The organism is Pseudomonas sp. E102 (assembly GCF_052660185.1).
In genome coordinates, this window is the sequence record NZ_CP084025.1 from 221,153 (window position 1) to 240,311 (window position 19,159).

Below are 19,159 nucleotides of genomic sequence, written 5' to 3' on the forward strand. Positions count from 1 at the left end.
GTCATTGCCCCAGCTTGCGCGGCTGCCATTGCTTGATGACCAGCGTGACGTCCAGGTTGCTGCCGTGCAGCTTGATGCGCTCCGGCAACCAGTAGCCGTTCTGCTCGGCATAGCTCAGGTATTCGATCTGCCAGTCATCCTGCTCCAGGTTCGACAGGCGGCTGTCGGCGTCCAGGGTCAGACGGCTCTTGCTGTCCGGTGCCGGGAGGCCGCGAACCCACCAGGTGAGGTGGGAAACCGGCAGTTTCCAGCCCAGCTGTTCTTCCAGCAGTGCTTCGGGGCTCGGAGCCTCGTAGCGTCCCTGGTTGGCGACTTCCAGCGAAACCTGCCCCGGCCGGCCGGTCAGCCGCGCCGCACCGCGCCCCAGGGGGCCCGAAAGTCGAATGTCGTAGTAATCCTGGCGCTGCAACCAGAACAAGGTACCGCTGCCAGAGTCCTTGGGCGCACGAATGCCGATCTTGCCGTCGATCTGCCAGCCGTCGAGGCCGCTGAGCTGTTCTTTATGCTCGCGCCACTGGGCCGGGTCGCCATGGCCCTGGACGGATTCTCGGGCGCCGAAGCCCGCGCAACCGGCGAGCAGGGCGATGAAACTGAAAATAATGAAGTGGCGCACAAACATAATCTTAGAGGGTCTCTGATCCGGTCAGGCGTTTGATGGTGCCGCGCAGAATCGGGCTGTCCGGTTGTTCCTTGAGGAACTTGTCCCAGATCTGCCTGGCTTCGCGTTGTTTGCCGTTGGCCCACAGTACTTCACCCAGGTGCGCGGCGACTTCCTGGTCGGGGAAGCGCTCCAGGGCCTGGCGCAACAGGCGTTCGGCTTCGTCGAGGTTGCCCAGGCGGAAATTCACCCAACCGAGGCTGTCGAGTACGGCCGGGTCTTCCGGATTGATCCGGTGGGCCTGCTCGATCAGCACCTTGGCTTCATCGTAGCGGGTGGTCCGATCCGATAGCGTGTAGCCGAGGGCGTTGAGGGCCATCGCGTTGTCGGGGTCGCGCTGGATGATCAGCCGCAGGTCTTTTTCCATTTGGGCCAGATCGTTGCGTTTTTCCGCGAGCATGGCGCGGGTGTACAGCAGGTTCAGATCGTCCGGGTATTGCTTCAACGCTTGTTGCAGAACAGCCCAGGCTTTATCGCCCTGCTTGTTGGCCGACAGGGTTTCGGCCTCGATCAGGTAGAGCTGGATGCCATAGTCCGGCTGGGTGTCGCGCTGAACGGCCAGGCGACTCTGGGCCTCGGCCGTCCGGCCGTTGCCGATCAGGATGTCAGCCTGGCGCAGCTGCGCTGGGAGGTAGTCATTGCCCGGGCCGACCTGGGCGTACTCGATCAGCGCGCTCTCGGGATCGTTGCGCTCCTCGGCGATGCGGCCCAGGTTCAGGTGGGCCGAGTCGACGTGGCTTTCCCGGGCTATCAGGTCTTCCAGGTAACCCTTGGCTTCTTCCCACGCCTTGGCCTCCAGGCAGACCAGCGCCAGGGAATAACGCAAATCGTCGTCTTCGGGGTATTGCTGCACCAGGCTGGAAAACTCGACCTTGGCGTCGTCCATGCGGTTGTTTTCCACCAGCATGCGGGCGTAGGTGAGGCGAAGGCGTTTGTCGTCCGGGTACTTCTTGATGCTTTTTTCCATCAGCGGCAGCGCTTCGTCGCCGCGATTCATGCCTTGCAGCAAGCGTGCACGCAACAGGATAGGCGCCACTTCGCCCGCTTCCGGCGGGTTGTCTTCCAATAAGGTGAGGGCGCCTTGGGAGTCGCCGTCCTGCTGCAGCAGCAAGGCCTTGCCGAAAATCAACTGGCCGTTGTTCGGGTGGCGTTCCAGCAGGCGATCGAAACTCTTCTTCAAGCCGTCGCGGGTCTCTTGGTCGGTATCGGCGGCGGACAGCGCAAGGAAATCGAAATGGGTATCGCCCTTGCCCAGCAAGACTTTTTCCATGTACACCATGGAATCGTCGTAACGCCCGGCGCGCGCCAGTTGCACGGCGGCGGCGCGTTGCGCTTCGAGGTCGTCCGGGGCGTTTTTGGCCCAGATCAGCGCCGTATCCAGCGCGGCCTGGTCGGCCCCCAGGTATTCGGCAATGCGGAACGCCCGCTCGGAAATGCCCGGATCCTGAGTGTTGATGGCCTGGGTGACGTAGTTATCCAGGGCAATGTCGAAACGATTGCGCTGGCCTGCCAGCTCGGCACTCAGCAGGCTGAAGACAGTTTCTTCGCTGAACGAGCCGTACACCTTGGGCTTTTCGGGAGCCGGAGTGCTGCCTTCGACCGGTGGCGTACCGTCCGTCGAAACGGGGGCCATGGACTGGCAGCCGCCGAGAAAGGCAAAAGCGAGGAGCAACGCAAAAGATCTATTCATATAGGAAGAGGACGACTTACCTGCGGTCGGATCATCATGACACAAGCCATCGGTCAAACATAACCGAGTCTCGGCGGATGCCTTATAGGCACAGGTAATTGTGACAATAGTCGGTGGTGGTTGTTCTCAATCTGGCGAAGTAGGACAATTGCCGGCTTCACGTCACCATCAGCGACCTTGAATGGCCTTCCTTGCACTTGGTATTAACCACAAGACTGCTTCAGTAGATGTCCGCGAGCGCGTGGCCTTTACGCCTGAGCAGCTGGTTGAGGCCCTGCAGCAGCTCTGCCGACTCACCGACAGCCGCGAAGCTGCGATCCTCTCCACCTGTAATCGCAGTGAGCTTTATATAGAACAGGATCACGTCTCGGCCGATTCGGTGCTGCGCTGGCTGGCCGAATACCATGACCTGAGTCTGGAAGAGCTGCGCGCCAGTGCCTATGTACATGAGGACGATGCGGCCGTTCGTCACATGATGCGTGTCGCTTCGGGGCTCGATTCGCTGGTGCTCGGCGAACCGCAGATTCTCGGCCAGATGAAGTCGGCCTATGCCGTGGCGCGCGAGGCCGGCACCGTCGGGCCGCTGCTGGGGCGTCTGTTCCAGGCCACTTTCAACGCCGCCAAGCAAGTGCGCACCGACACCGCCATTGGCGAAAACCCTGTGTCCGTGGCGTTTGCCGCTGTCAGCCTGGCGAAGCAGATATTCAGCGATTTGCAACGCAGCCAGGCGCTGCTGATCGGTGCTGGCGAGACCATCACCCTGGTCGCCCGCCATCTGCATGACCTGGGGGTGAAGCGCATCGTGGTCGCCAACCGCACCCTTGAGCGCGCCAGTACCCTGGCCGAGCAATTCGGTGCGCATGCGGTGCTGCTGTCGGATATTCCCGCCGAACTGGTGCACAGCGACATTGTCATCAGTTCCACCGCCAGCCAGTTGCCGATTCTGGGCAAGGGCGCGGTGGAAAGCGCCTTGAAACTGCGCAAGCACAAGCCGATCTTCATGGTCGACATTGCCGTGCCCCGCGACATCGAGCCCGAAGTCGGCGAACTGGATGACGTATACCTCTACAGTGTCGATGACCTGCACGAAGTCGTAGCCGAGAACCTGAAGAGCCGGCAAGGCGCGGCGCAGGCCGCCGAGGAAATGATCACCGTTGGCGCCGAGGATTTCATGGTGCGCCTGCGCGAGCTGGCGGCGGTGGACGTGCTCAAGGCGTATCGTCAGCAAAGCGAGCGCCTGCGCGACGAAGAATTGCAAAAGGCCCAGCGCCTGCTGGCCAACGGCGGCAGCGCCGAAGAGGTGTTGGTGCAACTGGCGCGCGGCCTGACCAACAAATTGCTCCATGCCCCAAGCGTCCAGCTCAAGAAGCTGACGGCCGAGGGCCGCCTCGATGCGCTGGCCATGGCCCAGGAACTTTTCGCCCTCGGTGAGGCTTCACCGGATAGCTTTTCGGATAAAAAATCGCAATGAAAGCGTCACTGCTCAATAAGCTGGACATTCTCCAGGACCGTTTCGAGGAACTGACCGCCTTGCTGGGCGACGGCGAAGTCATTTCCGACCAGAATAAATTCCGCACCTATTCCAAGGAGTACGCGGAAGTCGAGCCGATTGTCGCCACCTATAAGCAACTGCTCAAAGTGCAGGGCGACCTTGAGGGCGCCCAGGCGCTGCTCAAGGACAGCGACCCGGACATGCGCGAAATGGCCGTGGAGGAAGTGCGCGAAGCCAAGGAGCAATTGGTCGAGCTGGAAAGCAATCTACAACGCATGTTGCTGCCAAAGGACCCGAATGACGGACGAAACGTCTTTCTCGAAATCCGCGCCGGCACGGGCGGCGACGAAGCCGCGATCTTTTCCGGCGACCTGTTTCGCATGTATTCGCGTTATGCCGAGCGTCGCGGCTGGCGGGTGGAGATCCTGTCGGAGAACGAAGGCGAACACGGTGGCTATAAAGAAGTCATCGCCCGGGTCGAGGGCGACAACGTCTACGGGAAGTTGAAGTTCGAATCCGGCGCCCACCGCGTACAACGGGTGCCGGCCACCGAATCCCAGGGCCGCATCCATACATCGGCCTGCACCGTCGCGGTGTTGCCCGAGCCGGACGAGCAGGAAGCCATCGAGATCAACCCGGCGGACCTGCGGATCGACACCTACCGTTCTTCGGGGGCTGGTGGCCAGCACGTCAACAAGACCGATTCGGCGATCCGCATCACTCACTTGCCCTCGGGCATTGTCGTCGAGTGCCAGGAAGAACGCTCCCAGCACAAGAACCGGGCACGGGCGATGGCCTGGCTTTCGGCCAAGCTCAACGACCAGCAGACCAGCGCCGCCGCCAACGCCATCGCCAGCGAGCGCAAACTGCTGGTGGGGTCGGGCGACCGTTCCGAGCGCATCCGTACCTACAACTTTGCCCAGGGCCGGGTGACCGATCACCGGGTCAACCTGACCTTGTACTCCCTCGACGAGATCCTGGCCGGTGGTGTCGACGCCGTCATCGAGCCTTTGCTCGCCGAATACCAGGCCGACCAACTGGCCGCGATTGGCGAGTAAGCACGGGTGACCCAATGACCATCATCGCCAGTTTGCTTCGCGCCGCCGAATTGCCGGATTCCCCCACGTCACGCTTGGATGCGGAGTTGTTGCTGGCCGCTGCCCTGGGCAAGTCCCGCAGCTTCCTGCACACCTGGCCCGAGCGGATCGTGCCGAGCGAGGCCGCGCTGGTGTTTTCCGAATATCTACGCCGTCGTCGCTCCGGCGAGCCGGTGGCCTATATCCTCGGGCAGCAGGGTTTCTGGAAACTGGACCTGGAAGTCGCGCCCCACACATTGATCCCGCGTCCCGACACCGAGTTGCTGGTTGAAGCTGCGTTGGAGCTGCTGACAGCCACGCCGGCCCGGGTCCTCGACCTGGGCACCGGCAGCGGCGCGATTGCCTTGGCATTGGCCAGCGAGCGTCCGGCCTGGAGCGTGACGGCGGTCGATCGTGTGCTGGAGGCTGTGGCGTTGGCCGAACGCAATCGCCAGCGCCTGGGCCTGCGTAACGTCGCAATCCTGAGCAGCCACTGGTTCAGTGCGCTGGAAGGCGAACGTTTCGGGCTGATCATCAGTAACCCGCCCTATATAGCCGCCAGCGATCCGCATCTGGCCGAGGGCGACGTGCGTTTCGAGCCGGCCAGTGCGCTGGTGGCGGGGCCGGACGGGCTCGACGATTTGCGCGTGATTGTCCAGCAGGCCCCCGATCACCTCGAGGCAGGCGGCTGGCTGATGCTCGAGCATGGTTATGACCAGGCCGACGCGGTGCGGGGGCTGCTGCAAGAACAAGGTTTTGCCCAGGTCCATAGCCGCAAGGACCTCGGTGATCACGAACGCATCAGTCTGGGACGCCTGCCGTGCTGAACGATCAAGAGCTGCTGCGCTACAGTCGACAGATCCTGTTGCAACACGTCGACATCGATGGGCAACTGCGCCTCAAGCAGAGCCGCGCATTGATTGTCGGTCTCGGTGGCCTGGGCGCGCCAGTGGCGTTGTACCTGGCCGCAGCCGGTGTCGGCGAGTTGCACCTGGCCGACTTCGACACGGTCGACCTGACCAACCTGCAGCGACAGATCATCCACGACACTGATAGCGTCGGGTTGACCAAGGTCGATTCGGCGATGCGCCGCCTCACCGCCATCAACCCTGAAGTCCGACTGGTCCCCCATCCAACGGCCATGGACGACGGCAGCCTGGCTGACGCGGTGGCGGCGGTCGACGTCGTGCTGGACTGCTCCGACAACTTTTCCACCCGCGAAGCGGTGAACGCAGCCTGCGTCGCCGCGGGCAAGCCCTTGATCAGCGGCGCGGCCATCCGCCTGGAGGGCCAACTGTCGGTATTCGACCCGCGCCGCCCCGAAAGCCCTTGTTACCACTGCCTCTACGGGCACGGCAGCGAAGCCGAGCTGACCTGCAGCGAGGCCGGCGTTCTTGGGCCGCTCGTGGGGTTGGTGGGCAGTCTCCAGGCGCTTGAGGCCCTGAAACTGTTGGCCGGCTTTGGTGAGCCGCTAATGGGGCGCCTGCTGTTGATCGATGCGCTGGGCACGCGATTTCGCGAATTGCGGGTCAAGCGTGATCCGGAGTGCGGCGTTTGCGGTACCCGACATGAGTGAGGCGCCGGTCGGGGTGTTCGATTCAGGGGTCGGCGGGCTGTCGGTGCTGGGGGAAATTCGCCGATTGCTGCCCCATGAGTCGCTGCTGTACGTAGCCGATTGCGGGCATATTCCCTACGGAGAAAAAAGCCCGGAATTCATCCGTCGGCGGTGCGCGATCATTGCCGATTTTTTTCAACGCCAGGGAGCCAAGGCGCTGGTGGTGGCCTGCAATACGGCAACCGTCGCCGGAGTGGCTGACCTGCGTCGTGATTATCCGGACTGGCCCATTGTCGGCATGGAACCGGCGGTCAAGCCGGCCGCTGCGGCGACTCGAAGCGGCATCGTCGGTGTGCTCGCCACCACAGGCACGTTGCAGAGCGCCAAATTTGCCGCATTGCTCGACCGCTTCGCCACGGACGTGCGAGTGGTCACGCAGCCCTGTCCCGGATTGGTCGAACTGATCGAGGCTGGCGACTTGCACAGCCCGGCCTTGCGCCAGTTGCTGCAGGGGTACGTTGCCCCGTTGCTGGCGGCTGGTTGCGACACGGTGATCCTGGGTTGCACGCACTATCCATTCCTCAAACCACTGCTCAAAGAGATGGTTCCGGAGGATGTCAGCCTGATCGACACTGGCGCTGCCGTCGCTCGCCAACTCCAGCGCTTACTGAGCGAGCGGGCAATAGCTGCCGAGGGGCCTGCTGGCGAAACGCAATTCTGGAGCAGTGCCGATCCGTCACATTTAAGAAAAATCCTACCGATGCTATGGAATTCTTCCGGCATTGTGCGAAGCTTCGTCCTGTAAAAAAAACGTGAAAATTATGTAAATCGTGCTGAACTTCTGTTTTGGCGCGGATTTCTATAGCTCTGTCTGTTTGTAAGAAAAAACTAACTAAAGCTGTCGGAAAAGGATGTTTCTAATGAAGCGTTTATTCTGCTTTGCCGCGCTTGCGGCTGCGTTGCTGGGGCACACTTACACCGCACAGGCGGCAGGCGTGGAGTTCGGGGTCGGCCAGACCGGCGACTCGACCATGACCTATCGCCTGGGCATGCAGTTCGATTGGGACAAGAGCTGGCTGCAGAGTGACGTGGGTCGGCTGACCGGTTATTGGAGCGGTGCCTACACTTACTGGGAAGGGGACAAGACCTCCAATAACCATAGCCTGTCGTTCTCGCCGGTGTTTGTGTACGAATTTGCGGGTCAGAACGTGAAGCCCTACATCGAGGCGGGGATCGGCGTCGCGTTTTTTGACAATACCGAGATCGAAACCAACAAGCTCGGTACGTCGTTCCAGTTCGAAGACCGTGTCGGTTTCGGCCTGCGCTTCAATGGCGGACACGAAGTGGGCATTCGTGCCACTCACTATTCCAACGCCGGCATCTCGTCGGACAACGACGGGGTAGAAAGTTACGCGCTGCACTACACGATGCCGCTGTAACAGCAAAAACCGTGTCAGCGAGCTTGCTCGCGATAGCGGTGACCAGCGCCTGCACTCGCCTGGTCCACCGCTATCGCGAGCAAGCTCGCTCCACAGGGATCCAGTGCGTCAGACCATTCTTTATCGATACGCCGTCGCAATGCCCTGGCGTTCTTCCAGGCACTCCGGCGCGCCCATCTCGAATTCTCTGCAGATCAGCGGGCGCTTTTCGTAGATCGTGCACATCATGCTGTCTCGATCCAGCGCCGCGCACCAGCCGTCATCGAGCCTCAGCATGACCTCCCCACCCCAATCGTCGGTGTCGATGAAACGTTCCGGAACGCCAGTATCGGTGATCAACATCACTTCCAGCTGGCAGCAGCACGCCGCGCATGTCGAGCACGTGACGACCGGCGCAGGCAGTTCAACGAGGGGGATGGTTTTCATGGCGCGCAGTGTAAGGCAACCGGGTCGATCAGGGTTGTCCCTTGATCGGGGATTCGCCAGCGGGCTGGGTGTCCGCGGGAAAATTGTTGGCCGGGGAGGGTAACGGCCAGAGGGTCTTCATGGAGGCGGCGGGTAGGGGCGTTTCGTGGGGGCGTTCGTTCAACTGCGCCAAGATGTAGTTCGCCGTCGCTGGGGCCGACCATCGGGTCGGGATGGGAAGGCTACCGTCGAAACCCATCGCCGGGTCGTCGAATCCTGGGATAACCAGCGTTACGTCGATGCCTTTGCTGGACGGGGCGCCACGAACCGATTCAAACACCTGGCGCAGCGTAGTGCCGTCGCCTGGCGCGTGGGAGGGCGCCAGGTACGTGACGGGGCTGGTAATGCCTACCAGGTGAGGCGTGCCCCCCAGGCGCAATAACGGCAGCGCCACGTCAATGCAAAAACTTGCAACCAACAGATTGCTGCGGATGATGCGTTCGACCAGCGTATGGTCAGCCGGTTGGCCTTCAACGTATTCGGCCGTTCCGGCATTGATGATCACCGTGTCCAACGCGCCCCATTGCTGGGAAATCAATTGGCCGACCTCTCGAGCGATCTGGCTGTTGGTCAATTTGGCCGGGACCGCCAAGACTTGGTCGGGAAAGCGCTGGGAAAGGAGGTTGGACATTTTAGACGAGCCGATAGCCAACTGCGCCCCGGTCTGAAGCAATGCTTCAGCCAGCGAGGCACCCACGCCATCAGCCGCACCGGTTAGCCAATACCTCCGTCCCAATCCTGTTCTCCTATCCTGGGTGTCATATCGAGGCCTGCGTCCTATGCAGAAACCCTAAGTTAGTAAGACTATATAAGGTCCAGCGCGATGTGAATTCCCGATCTGCCCAATTTCATGTCTGATAATCGCGCTTCAGCTTGATTTCATGTCCTGGCGAGACGGCAACCGCTTGAAGGCCGCCAAAGCCCGCATTCTTGATTGCGCCAGATCAACGATCGGTGACGGATAATCCGTTGCGTCAAACAGTTCGCGCTGGGCATCAGGACGGTGGACACGTTGGTTATCCAAATTGTTCAATTCAGGCAGCCAACGCTTGATAAATAGTCCCTCGCGATCAAATTTCTCCGATTGGCTCAGTGGATTGAAGATGCGGAACCAGGGCGCCGAGTCCGTCCCGGTGGAAGCGCTCCATTGCCAGCCGCCATTGTTGGCCGCCAGGTCGCCGTCGATCAGATGGCGCATGAAAAAACGTTCGCCTTCGCGCCAGTCGATCAGCAGATTCTTGGTCAGGAACATGGCCACCACCATCCGCAACCGGTTGTGCATCCAGCCCGTCTCCAGCAGCTGGCGCATGGCCGCATCGATGATCGGCAAGCCGGTGCGCGCCTGTTGCCACGCCGCCAGTTCATCCGGCGCTTGGCGCCAGGCCAAGGCCTCGGTCTCCGGGCGAAACGCGCGGTGTCGGGACACGCGTGGATAGCCCACCAATATGTGTTTGTAAAACTCCCGCCAGAGCAATTCATTGATCCAGGTCACTGTTCCTGCATTTCCACTTTCGAATTCACCCTGGTTGGCGTGCAGTGCCGCGTGCAGGCATTGGCGCGGGGATACCACGCCGGCCACCAGGTAGGCCGAAAGCTGGCTGGTGCCAGGCCTGGCCGGGAAGTCCCGCTCAGTCAGGTAGTCGTCGATGTGCTGCTCGACAAACCCATCCAGCCGCCGCCGGGCTTCGCTCTCACCGGCCGGCCACAGGGTTCGCAGCGTTTCGCTGGGTGGCTCGAAACCTTCGACGCACGTCGGCACGGGATCACTGGCTATGGCGGTGGACGCTTGCCGGGCAGGCGTGGGCACCACGCTCGGTAGTGAGAAATGCAAGCGTTGGTAGCACACCTTGCGAAACTGGCTGAATACCTGGAAATAGTTGCCGGTCTTGGTCAGCACGCTGCCGGGCTTGAACAAAAGCTGGTCGAGGTGGCTATGAAACTCGACACCCTCTCCAGCCAGCGCACGAGCGACTTCGGTGTCGCGTCGGGTTTCGTTCAGGCCGTATTCTTCGTTGACGTGCACGGCGTCGATGTTCAGCTCCCGGCACAGTGTCGCCAATACTTCTGGCGCCTGGTCCCATTGGGGCGTTTGGCGGATCAGCAGCGGGATGTTCAGTCGTTCCAACGCCGTGCTCAGCGACGCCAGGTTGCGCAACCAGAAGTCGACTTTGCAAGGCGCATCATCGTGGGCGCGCCATTGCCCCGGGCTTGGCAGATATACCGCCACGCAGGGGCCTCGGGCGGCAGCGGTGGCAAGCGCGGTGTTGTCGTGCACGCGCAAATCGCTGCGCAGCCAGATCAATTGCATGGACATACTCTTTAAAGAAGCGCCCGACGATTCAGTTCGGCGTGAGCGCAGAGCGGGTTTTCGGCCCAACTGACGTGGGGCATCGAGACGTCGGTGGATAGCCTGGCGAGATGAATGGACACGGCCGGGCCGGCGATGATGATCGGGCAGTCGACGGCATTCAGTTGCCTAGGCAATTGGGAAAGGTTCAAGGCATTGCTTGAATACAGCAACACGGCGCGGGCCTTGAGCCGTTCGACCGCCAGCGCCAACTCTCCCGCCGGCAAAGGCGCATCGAAGACCTCCACGGGGCAATCGGCGCTGCTGGCGAGCCAGGCCGTTAACCACAGGTGCGGTTCCTGGGACGATAGAGAATGACTGACCATCAGCAACGGCGCGCCATGCACCTGACGGTTGTTGTGATAGACCCGGCTGCCGAACTTGCTGCGCAGCCAGGAATAAAAGAACACCTGCTCCAACTGCGCGCCGAATTGCCCTTGCCAACGTGTCTGCAATTCGTCGAGCAAGGGCAGCAGCAACTGTTCGCAAACAGTACTGGGCGGGTAAAGCGCCATCGCCTGGTTGACCAGATGATCGACTTGCCGCTCGGCCAGTTGCATCACCGCCAGGGCAAGGGCGTGGCGCTGGCACTGCCAATCATCTTCCAATGGCTCGTCGGGCGGCTGCGGAGTGTCGAGCAACGGCTTGACCTTGCTCACGGCCACGCCGCGATTGATCCAAGTGAGGATGCTCTGGATCCGTTGCACATGTTCAGCGCTGAACAAGCGATGGCCCTTGGGGGTGCGGTGCGGCACGATCAAGCCATAGCGGCGCTCCCAGGCACGCAGCGTGACGGCGTTGACGCCGGTCCGCCGGGACACTTCGCGTATGGGCAGCCAGCCCTGCGCCAGCGCTGTGGCAAAATCAGCGCCGAGGTCTTCGCTGGCGCTGGAGTCGGGTTCGTCGTTCATCAGATGGCGTTTCGCAGGCTGAGATTTTCCGGGTGGGGTTGCAGGTACGCCTGTTGCGCGAGATATGGATCGGGATGCTGGCGCAGGTGATGCTTGAGTAACGTCAGCGGCACCACCAAGGGCACGATGCCGAGGCGATATTGCTGGATGAGGTGCTGCACTTCCCGCTTGTCATCGGCGCCGATGGCGCGTTTGAGATAGCCGCTCAAATGTTGAAGTACGTTGGCGTGGGTTCGGCGGGTGGCGCATTTCTTCAAGGCCGTCATCAGGGCACTGAAATAACGCGGGCCCAACTCATTGGGATCCGACGTGCCCATGTTGCCCAACAGGTTGCCGAGGGCCTTGTATTGCACCGGATCGTGAGCCATCAGCAAGTATTTGTAGCGCGAGTGGAATTCGATGAGATCACGCCGGGTCAGGTCGCGACGGCGCAGCGGTTGCCAAGCGGCGTAGACGAACACACGCGTGAGGAAGTTCTCACGCAATACCGGGTCGTTGAGGCGACCGTCTTCTTCCACCGGCAGGTCCGGATGGCGCGCACAAAAGGCCTGCGCGTAGATACCACGCCCGCCGCCGTCCTGGGGCACGCTGTTGTGATCGTAGACCTTGACCCGTTCCAGCCCGCACGACGGCGACTTCTGCATGAAGATGTAGCCGCAAATGTCGTTTAGTTCCTCGGCCATTTGCCGACCGTAATCGTCCAGTGGTTGGGTGACGTCGAGATCGCGGTTCACGGTGCCGACCGCGTGGGGTTGCTCGAGTTTGCCCACCAGCCGAATCGGTTCCCGGGGAATGCCCAAGCCTATGGCGACCTCAGGGCAAACCGGGACGAAATCGAAAAAGTCATTAAGCGTGCGGCTGCATAGCTGGGATTGCTTGTGCCCGCCATTGAAGCGAACTTCGGCGCCCATCAGGCATGCGCTGATAGCAATCTTGGGTTTGGCGTTCGCTTCGCTGGGCATGAGCTACCTCTGGGATAAAATCTTGTACATATTTACTTCGCTGTACAATATTTTTAATCATAGGTCTGAATGGACACAAGTCAACCGGCAATGGAATGAACGGGCGATGCCACGGATGGCGCAGATGGGCTGCTGTCTGTTGCGACAGCAGCGAGGGAGGCAAGGGCGATTTATTGGAGGCTGGCGTGCAACCGGCGCGCGGCGTCCTGGCCGCTGAGCCAAGCCCCTTCGACCCGGCCGGACAGGCACCAATCTCCGCATACGTACAACCCCAGGTCGGCATCGGCCAGCGCGCCCCATTCGTGACTGCTGGCGGGGCGGGCGTACAGCCAGCGGTGGGCCACGCTGAAGCTCGGGGCGGGCATCGCGCTGTGCAGCAGTTCGGCGAAGGCACCGTGCAGGTGTTCGATGACCGCTTCCTTGGACATGTCGATGTGCTGGCGGCTCCAGTCGCTGGTGGCGTGCAGCACCCAGGTGTCGAGCTTGCTATCGCGGCCTGGCTTGCTGCGGTTGCGTGCCAGCCAGTCGAGAGGGCTATCCTGTACGAAGCAGCCTTCCATGGGCGTATCCAAAGGCTGTTCGAAGGCCAGCGCCACCGCCCAGGTCGGGTCCATTTTTACCCCGGCGGCCACGCCAGCCAGTTTCGGCACCGCGGCCAGTAATGCGGTCGCCTGGGGCGCGGGCGTGGCGATGACCACCTGGCCGAACGGGCCATGGGTGAACCCTTCAGCGTCCTGCAGATGCCAGTGCTCCTGGCCGCGAAACACTTCGGTGATGCGGCAGGAGAACTGCACGGGCAGGTCGCCGAGCAGGGCACGGGTAATCGCGCTCATGCGCGGGGTGCCGACCCAACGGGTCTGTTCGTCCGGTGAAGGGCTCATCTGCCCGTCCTGGAAGTGATAGAGCTGCGGGTTCCATTCCGCTGCCCAGCCGTTGGCTTGCCAGCGCTGCACCTCCGTGACGAAGCGCCGGTCCCGGGCAGTGAAATACTGGGCGCCCATGTCCAGCGCGCCAGCGTCGCTGCGCTTGCTCGACATGCGTCCGCCGCTACCGTGGCTTTTATCGAAAAGTTGGATGACATGCCCGGCCTCCGTCAGGGCCTGGGCGGCGGAGAGTCCGGCGATGCCGGTGCCGATGATTGCGATAGGTACAGTCATGAGGGCCTCGTTTACTTTCTGTACAGACTACGCCGTCGTTTAATCCTGTACAATTTTGGTTTTTGGTATAAGTTTTACCGTTCGCGTTTTGGCAGGTTGTCCTATTGTTAGAAACAGACCTTGGCCGATGTGAAAAATCTCTACCTATAAAAATAGACTAATGGGCCGGGTAAAACGCGATGCGAGGAACACCTCATGCACATATTGCTGACCGGCGGTACTGGTTTGATCGGACGTCAGCTCTGCCAGCACTGGTTGGAGCAAGGCCATCGCTTGACGGTATGGAGTCGTCGACCCGAGCAGGTGGCGAAAATCTGCGGGGCGCAGGTGCGCGGCATCGCCGCGCTCGATGAAATTGGCGAGCCGGTGGACGCGGTGGTCAACCTCGCCGGCGCGCCCATCGCTGATCGGCCCTGGAGCCACAAGCGCAAGATCTTGCTGTGGAGCAGCCGCATCACGTTGACCGAGGCTTTGCTTGCATGGCTGGAACGGTGCGAGCAGAAACCGCAGGTGCTGATTTCCGGATCCGCCGTGGGCTGGTATGGCGACGGTGGCGAGCGGGAGCTGACCGAAGAATCAGGGCCGGTCAGCGAGGACTTCGCCAGCCAGCTGTGCATCGCTTGGGAGGAAACGGCGCAGCGGGCCGAGGCCTTGGGCCTGCGCGTGGTCCTGGTTCGAACCGGCCTGGTCCTGTCCGCCGAGGGCGGCTTTTTGTCGCGGTTGCTGCTGCCCTTCAAACTGGCGCTGGGCGGGCGTATCGGCAACGGGAGACAGTGGATGCCATGGATACATATCGACGATCAAATCGCTCTGATTGATTTTCTTCTGCACCGCAGTGATGCCAGCGGTCCTTATAATGCCTGCGCGCCGAACCCGGTGCGCAACCGCGATTTTGCCAAGGCCCTGGGGCACGTGTTGCATCGCCCGGCCGTGGTGCCGATGCCGGAGCTTGCGCTGAAAGTCGCGTTGGGGGAATTGTCATTGCTGTTGCTGGGCGGCCAGCGCGCCACGCCGGCCCGATTGCAGGCGGCGGGTTTTTCATTCCAGTTCACTGATTTGCCCGCGGCCCTGGAAGATTTATCGGGTCGCCTTTGAAATAGGACGTTGCATGACCGATCACGCGTTGCTTCTGGTGAATCTGGGTTCGCCTGCCTCCACCTCGGTGGCCGATGTGCGCCGCTACCTCAATCAATTCCTGATGGACCCGTACGTGATCGACCTGCCATGGCCGGTCCGGCGGTTGCTGGTGTCGCTGATCCTGATCAAGCGCCCCGAACAGTCTGCCCACGCCTACGCGTCGATCTGGTGGGAAGAGGGCTCACCTCTGGTAGTGCTCAGCCGCCGCTTGCAACAGGCGATGACCGCCCAATGGACGCAGGGGCCCGTAGAGTTGGCGATGCGTTACGGCGAGCCGTCGCTGGAGTCCACCTTGGTGCGCCTGGCGAGCCAGGGCCACAAGAGCATCACCCTCGCCCCGTTGTATCCGCAATTTGCCGACAGCACTGTCACCACAGTCATCGAAGAAGCCAAGCGGGTTGTGCGCGAGAAGAAGCTCGACGTGAAATTCTCGATTCTCCAGCCTTTCTACGATCAACCGGAATACCTCGATGCGCTGGTTGCCACCGCCAAGCCGTACCTGATGCAGGACCATGATCATCTGTTGTTGAGTTTCCATGGCTTGCCCGAGCGGCACCTGACCAAGCTCGACCCCACGGGTTACCACTGCTTCAGGGATGCCGACTGCTGCAAGAACGCGCCGCCTGAAGTCATGGCGACCTGTTACCGCGCCCAGTGCATTCGTACCGCCGAATTGTTCGCCCAGCGCATGGGCCTGACGCAGGGTAAATGGTCGGTGTCGTTCCAGTCGCGATTGGGCCGTGCCAAGTGGATCGAACCCTACACCGAAGCGCGTCTGGAGGAACTGGCCAAGAGCGGCGTGAAAAAAGTCCTGGTGATGTGCCCGGCGTTCGTGGCCGATTGCATCGAGACGCTCGAGGAAATCGGTGATCGCGGCCGAGAGCAGTTCCGCGAGGCGGGAGGCGAGGAGTTGGTACTGGTGCCATGTCTCAATGACGATCCGCGCTGGGCGCAGGCCTTGAGTACCCTCTGCGAACGGGCGCCTCTAGCGCTATAAAAATTCTGCGGCTCCTTCGCGAGCTGGCTCGCTCCCACAGTAGATCTCGAGTGGTCACAAAATTTGTGTTCACAACAGATCTCCTGTGGGAGCGAGCCTGCTCGCGAAAGCAATCTGACTGACAGCAATAACCTCAAGCTGAGTCAGACCAGCGGCTCATCCGCCTTCTTCTGCTTCCATCCGTCATTGCCTGGCAAGATCAGGTTCAACGCGATCGCCACCACGGCGCACAGCGCGATGCCCTTGAGGCCGAAGTCGTCCGGGCCCGTGCCGGTGCCGACCAGCACGCCGCCGATGCCGAACACCAGCGTCACCGAAACGATCACCAAATTGCGCGCCTCGCCCAGATCGATCTTGTGACGAATCAGCGTGTTCATGCCCACTGCGGCAATCGAGCCGAACAACAGGCACAGGATCCCACCCATCACAGGCACCGGAATGCTTTGCAGCAGCGCGCCGAACTTGCCGATGAACGCCAGGCTGATGGCAAAGATCGAGGCCCAGGTCATGATCTTCGGGTTGTAGTTCTTGGTCAGCATCACCGCGCCGGTGACTTCGGCGTAAGTGGTGTTGGGCGGGCCGCCGAAGAGGCCGGCTGCGGTGGTGGCGACGCCGTCGCCGAACAACGTGCGATGCAGGCCTGGCTTTTTGAGGTAATCGCGACCGGTCACGCTGCCCACGGCAATGACGCCGCCGATGTGCTCGATGGCCGGTGCCAGCGCGACGGGCACGATGAACAGGATCGCCTGCCAGTTGAACTCCGGTGCAGTGAAGGCGGGCAGGGCGAACCAGGGGGCCGCGGCGATCTTCGCGGTGTCGACGACGCCAAAGAAAAACGCCATGGCGAAGCCCACCAGCACGCCGGAGATGATCGGCACCAGGCGGAAAATGCCCTTGCCGAACACGGCGACAATCAACGTGGTGAGCAACGCCGGCATCGAAATCATCATCGCGGTCTGATAATGAATCAGCTCGGTACCGTCGCCGGCCTTGCCCATGGCCATGTTCGCGGCAATCGGCGCCATCGCCAGGCCGATGGAAATGATCACCGGACCGATCACCACCGGCGGCAGCAGGCGGTCAATGAACCCGGTGCCCTTGATCTTCACCGCCAGGCCCAGAAACGTGTAGACGAAACCGGCCGCCATCACGCCGCCCATGGTCGCCGCCAGGCCGAACTGGCCCTTGGCGAGGATGATCGGTGTGATGAAGGCAAAGCTCGACGCCAGGAACACCGGCACCTGGCGCCCAGTGACGATCTGGAACAGAATCGTCCCCAGGCCCGCCGTGAACAGTGCCACGTTCGGGTCCAGGCCCGTGATCAGCGGCATCAGCACCAGCGCGCCGAAGGCGACGAACAGCATCTGCGCGCCGGACAGCACCTGACGCCAGAGCGGATCGTTGAATTCGTCCTGCATGCTCAGGCGTCCTTCTGCTTGGTGCCGAAGATTTTGTCGCCGGCATCGCCCAGGCCCGGAATGATGTAGCCGTGTTCGTTGAGTTTCTGGTCGATGGAGGCGGTGTAGATGGTCACGTCGGGGTGGGCATCTTCCACGGCCTTGATGCCTTCGGGCGCGGCGACCAGCACCATGGCGCGGATATCGCGGCAACCGGCCTTTTTCAACAGATCGATGGTGGCGACCATCGAGCTGCCGGTGGCGAGCATCGGGTCGATGATCATTGCCAGGCGTTCGTCGATTTCCGGCACCAGTTTTTCCAGGTAGGTGTGGGCTTGCAGGGTCTGCTCGTTGCGGGCCACGCCCACGGCACTGACCTTGGCGCCCGGGATCAAGCTGAGCACGCCTTCGAGCATGCCGATACCGGCGCGCAGGATCGGCACAACGGTAATCTTCTTGCCGGCGATTTTTTCCACTTGCACCGCACCGGCCCAGCCGGCGATCTCGTAGGATTCGAGCGGCAGGTCTTTGGTGGCTTCGTAGGTGAGCAGGGCGCCGACTTCCTGGGCGAGTTCGCGGAAGTTCTTGGTGCTGATGTCTGCGCGGCGCATCAGGCCGAGTTTATGTCTGATCAGCGGATGGCGGATCTCGAGGATGGGCATGGGGAAGGCTCCGGCGGCGGGCAAAAAAACCGGCCTAGATTAATCTATCCGAGGGTGTTGTCCTATAGACAATACAGAACGTTAGTCCACAAATGCTTGATCTGGCCGGGCGGGATGCGTACCTTTGCCCGCTTTTCCGAACTGCCACCCCTGGAGAGCGCACATGTCCGCTGATCTCGAGCATATCCGTCAAGTCATGCGAGAGGCTGACTGCCTGTACACCGAAGCTGAAGTCGAAGCGGCCATCGCCCGTGTCGGTGCGCAAATCAACGATCAATTGGCTGAAAGCAATCCGGTCGTGTTCTGCGTGATGAACGGCGGGCTGATTTTCTCCGGCAAGCTGCTGACCTATCTGAACTTCCCGCTGGAAGCTTCCTACCTGCACGCCACCCGTTATCGCAACGAGACCAGCGGCGGCGACCTGTTCTGGAAAGCCAAGCCGGAAGTCTCGTTCATAGACCGTGACGTGCTGATCATCGACGACATCCTGGATGAAGGGCATACCCTGGGCGCGATCATCGATTTCTGCAAACACGCTGGCGCCCGCGCGGTGCACACCGCCGTGCTGATCGACAAGGACCACGACCGCAAGGCCCGTCCTGACCTGAAGGCCGATTTTGTCGGCCTGCCGTGCATCGACCGCTACATCTTCGGCTACGGCATGGACTATAAAGGCTACTGGCGCAACGCCAATGGCATTTTCGCCGTCAAGGGGATGTAATCGGATGACTGGCCCTGCCTTCCTGGATCAAGCCTTGTTCGATGAGCTGGCCGAGAAGGCCGGGGCCAGTGCGCGTGGGCGCCAACACCACAATTTCCACCAGATGGATGAGCCTTGCCACCGCATGGCGGTGGGTTTGCAGCCCTCGACCTACATCCCGCCGCATCGCCACCTGAGCGCCGACAAGGCTGAAACCTTACTGGTGCTCAAAGGCCGCCTCGGTGTGTTGATCTTCGATGAAACCGGAACCGTGACCGGCAAGCGCATCCTGCAGGCCGGTGGCGATTGCCTCGGTGTCGATCTGCCGGCCGGTGTCTACCATGGCCTGGTGGTACTGGAGGCTGACAGCCTGATGTTCGAATGCAAAGCCGGCCCCTACCGGCCGGTGGGCGACGGCGAACTGGCCCCTTGGGCGCCCCGCGAAGGCGAGCCCGGCGTTGCGCAATACCAGGCCTGGATGCGCGCTCAATTCGACTAATATCGATGGCGATCG

At 61.5% G+C, this 19,159-nt stretch carries 20 protein-coding genes; 10 read left to right on the forward strand and 10 right to left on the reverse strand.

Features of this window, described 5'->3' with window-relative positions; genetic code table 11:
- Nucleotide 1: 1 nt before the first annotated feature.
- Both lolB and DOCECA_RS01070 read right to left on the reverse strand, forming a co-directional pair.
- Nucleotides 2–619 (reverse strand): lipoprotein insertase outer membrane protein LolB, encoded by a 618-nt coding sequence (gene lolB, locus DOCECA_RS01065; RefSeq protein ID WP_420764066.1) that lies wholly within the window; start codon nt 617–619, stop codon nt 2–4.
- A 4-nt stretch (nt 620–623) separates the two neighbouring features.
- A complete protein-coding gene (locus DOCECA_RS01070; protein WP_434650017.1) occupies nt 624–2,348 on the reverse strand; it encodes a tetratricopeptide repeat protein in 1,725 nt (574 codons plus the stop codon).
- A 181-nt stretch (nt 2,349–2,529) separates the two neighbouring features.
- Here DOCECA_RS01070 and hemA point away from each other — a divergent pair, with 181 nt between their 5' ends.
- The 6 genes from hemA (at nt 2,530) to DOCECA_RS01100 (ending at nt 7,910) form a co-directional block, all read left to right on the forward strand.
- A complete protein-coding gene (hemA, locus tag DOCECA_RS01075) occupies nt 2,530–3,819 on the forward strand; it encodes a glutamyl-tRNA reductase (RefSeq protein ID WP_039592198.1) in 1,290 nt (429 codons plus the stop codon).
- The gene (gene prfA, locus DOCECA_RS01080) at nt 3,816–4,898 is read left to right on the forward strand and encodes a peptide chain release factor 1 (protein WP_039592197.1); all 1,083 of its coding nucleotides are present in this window, start codon (nt 3,816–3,818) and stop codon (nt 4,896–4,898) included. The genes hemA and prfA overlap by 4 nt, the downstream gene beginning before the upstream one ends.
- A gap of 14 nt (nt 4,899–4,912) precedes the next feature.
- Nucleotides 4,913–5,743: a peptide chain release factor N(5)-glutamine methyltransferase gene (gene prmC / locus DOCECA_RS01085; protein ID WP_434650018.1), complete on the forward strand. Its 831-nt coding sequence runs from the start codon at nt 4,913–4,915 to the stop codon at nt 5,741–5,743.
- Nucleotides 5,737–6,492 carry a molybdopterin-synthase adenylyltransferase MoeB gene (locus tag DOCECA_RS01090; RefSeq protein WP_434650019.1) on the forward strand — a complete coding sequence of 252 codons (756 nt, stop codon included), beginning with the start codon at nt 5,737–5,739 and terminating at the stop codon, nt 6,490–6,492. Before prmC ends, DOCECA_RS01090 begins: the two co-directional genes overlap by 7 nt.
- The gene (murI, locus tag DOCECA_RS01095) at nt 6,485–7,276 is read left to right on the forward strand and encodes a glutamate racemase (RefSeq protein WP_445571335.1); all 792 of its coding nucleotides are present in this window, start codon (nt 6,485–6,487) and stop codon (nt 7,274–7,276) included. Before DOCECA_RS01090 ends, murI begins: the two co-directional genes overlap by 8 nt.
- A gap of 115 nt (nt 7,277–7,391) precedes the next feature.
- Nucleotides 7,392–7,910 (forward strand): acyloxyacyl hydrolase, encoded by a 519-nt coding sequence (locus DOCECA_RS01100; RefSeq protein WP_445571336.1) that lies wholly within the window; start codon nt 7,392–7,394, stop codon nt 7,908–7,910.
- Between the two features lie 120 nt (nt 7,911–8,030).
- Here DOCECA_RS01100 and DOCECA_RS01105 read toward each other — a convergent pair whose 3' ends face one another.
- The 6 genes from DOCECA_RS01105 to DOCECA_RS01130 form a co-directional block, all read right to left on the reverse strand.
- Nucleotides 8,031–8,336, reverse strand: a complete 306-nt coding sequence (locus tag DOCECA_RS01105; RefSeq protein WP_420764073.1) for a YkgJ family cysteine cluster protein — start codon at nt 8,334–8,336, stop codon at nt 8,031–8,033.
- A 28-nt stretch (nt 8,337–8,364) separates the two neighbouring features.
- Nucleotides 8,365–9,072 carry an SDR family NAD(P)-dependent oxidoreductase gene (locus DOCECA_RS01110; protein ID WP_445572141.1) on the reverse strand — a complete coding sequence of 236 codons (708 nt, stop codon included), beginning with the start codon at nt 9,070–9,072 and terminating at the stop codon, nt 8,365–8,367.
- A gap of 171 nt (nt 9,073–9,243) precedes the next feature.
- On the reverse strand, nt 9,244–10,683 hold the full coding sequence (gene phrB, locus DOCECA_RS01115) for a deoxyribodipyrimidine photo-lyase (RefSeq protein WP_445571337.1): 1,440 nt from the start codon (nt 10,681–10,683) through the stop codon (nt 9,244–9,246).
- Between the two features lie 11 nt (nt 10,684–10,694).
- Nucleotides 10,695–11,633, reverse strand: coding sequence for a MerR family transcriptional regulator (locus DOCECA_RS01120; protein WP_445571338.1), 939 nt, complete (start codon nt 11,631–11,633; stop codon nt 10,695–10,697).
- Nucleotides 11,633–12,595: a YbgA family protein gene (locus tag DOCECA_RS01125; RefSeq protein WP_445571339.1), complete on the reverse strand. Its 963-nt coding sequence runs from the start codon at nt 12,593–12,595 to the stop codon at nt 11,633–11,635. The genes DOCECA_RS01120 and DOCECA_RS01125 overlap by 1 nt, the downstream gene beginning before the upstream one ends.
- A 170-nt stretch (nt 12,596–12,765) precedes the next feature.
- The gene (locus DOCECA_RS01130; protein WP_434562351.1) at nt 12,766–13,752 is read right to left on the reverse strand and encodes an NAD(P)/FAD-dependent oxidoreductase; all 987 of its coding nucleotides are present in this window, start codon (nt 13,750–13,752) and stop codon (nt 12,766–12,768) included.
- 195 nt (nt 13,753–13,947) lie between these two features.
- On the opposite strand from DOCECA_RS01130, the gene DOCECA_RS01135 reads away from it, so the two are divergent.
- Nucleotides 13,948–14,847 carry a TIGR01777 family oxidoreductase gene (locus DOCECA_RS01135; RefSeq protein WP_420764079.1) on the forward strand — a complete coding sequence of 300 codons (900 nt, stop codon included), beginning with the start codon at nt 13,948–13,950 and terminating at the stop codon, nt 14,845–14,847.
- A gap of 13 nt (nt 14,848–14,860) precedes the next feature.
- Complete coding sequence (hemH, locus tag DOCECA_RS01140) at nt 14,861–15,886, forward strand: ferrochelatase (RefSeq protein ID WP_445571340.1); 1,026 nt, start codon at nt 14,861–14,863, stop codon at nt 15,884–15,886.
- A gap of 143 nt (nt 15,887–16,029) precedes the next feature.
- On the opposite strand, the gene DOCECA_RS01145 is transcribed toward hemH, so the two are convergent.
- Nucleotides 16,030–17,304 (reverse strand): uracil-xanthine permease family protein, encoded by a 1,275-nt coding sequence (locus tag DOCECA_RS01145; protein ID WP_434562355.1) that lies wholly within the window; start codon nt 17,302–17,304, stop codon nt 16,030–16,032.
- Between the two features lie 2 nt (nt 17,305–17,306).
- A complete protein-coding gene (gene upp / locus DOCECA_RS01150; RefSeq protein ID WP_039592183.1) occupies nt 17,307–17,945 on the reverse strand; it encodes a uracil phosphoribosyltransferase in 639 nt (212 codons plus the stop codon).
- A gap of 163 nt (nt 17,946–18,108) precedes the next feature.
- Between upp and DOCECA_RS01155 the strand changes: the two genes are divergently transcribed.
- Both DOCECA_RS01155 and DOCECA_RS01160 read left to right on the forward strand, forming a co-directional pair.
- Nucleotides 18,109–18,666: a hypoxanthine-guanine phosphoribosyltransferase gene (locus DOCECA_RS01155; RefSeq protein ID WP_030138595.1), complete on the forward strand. Its 558-nt coding sequence runs from the start codon at nt 18,109–18,111 to the stop codon at nt 18,664–18,666.
- Between the two features lie 4 nt (nt 18,667–18,670).
- Nucleotides 18,671–19,144, forward strand: coding sequence for a WbuC family cupin fold metalloprotein (locus DOCECA_RS01160; RefSeq protein ID WP_434562357.1), 474 nt, complete (start codon nt 18,671–18,673; stop codon nt 19,142–19,144).
- Nucleotides 19,145–19,159: the final 15 nt, after the last annotated feature.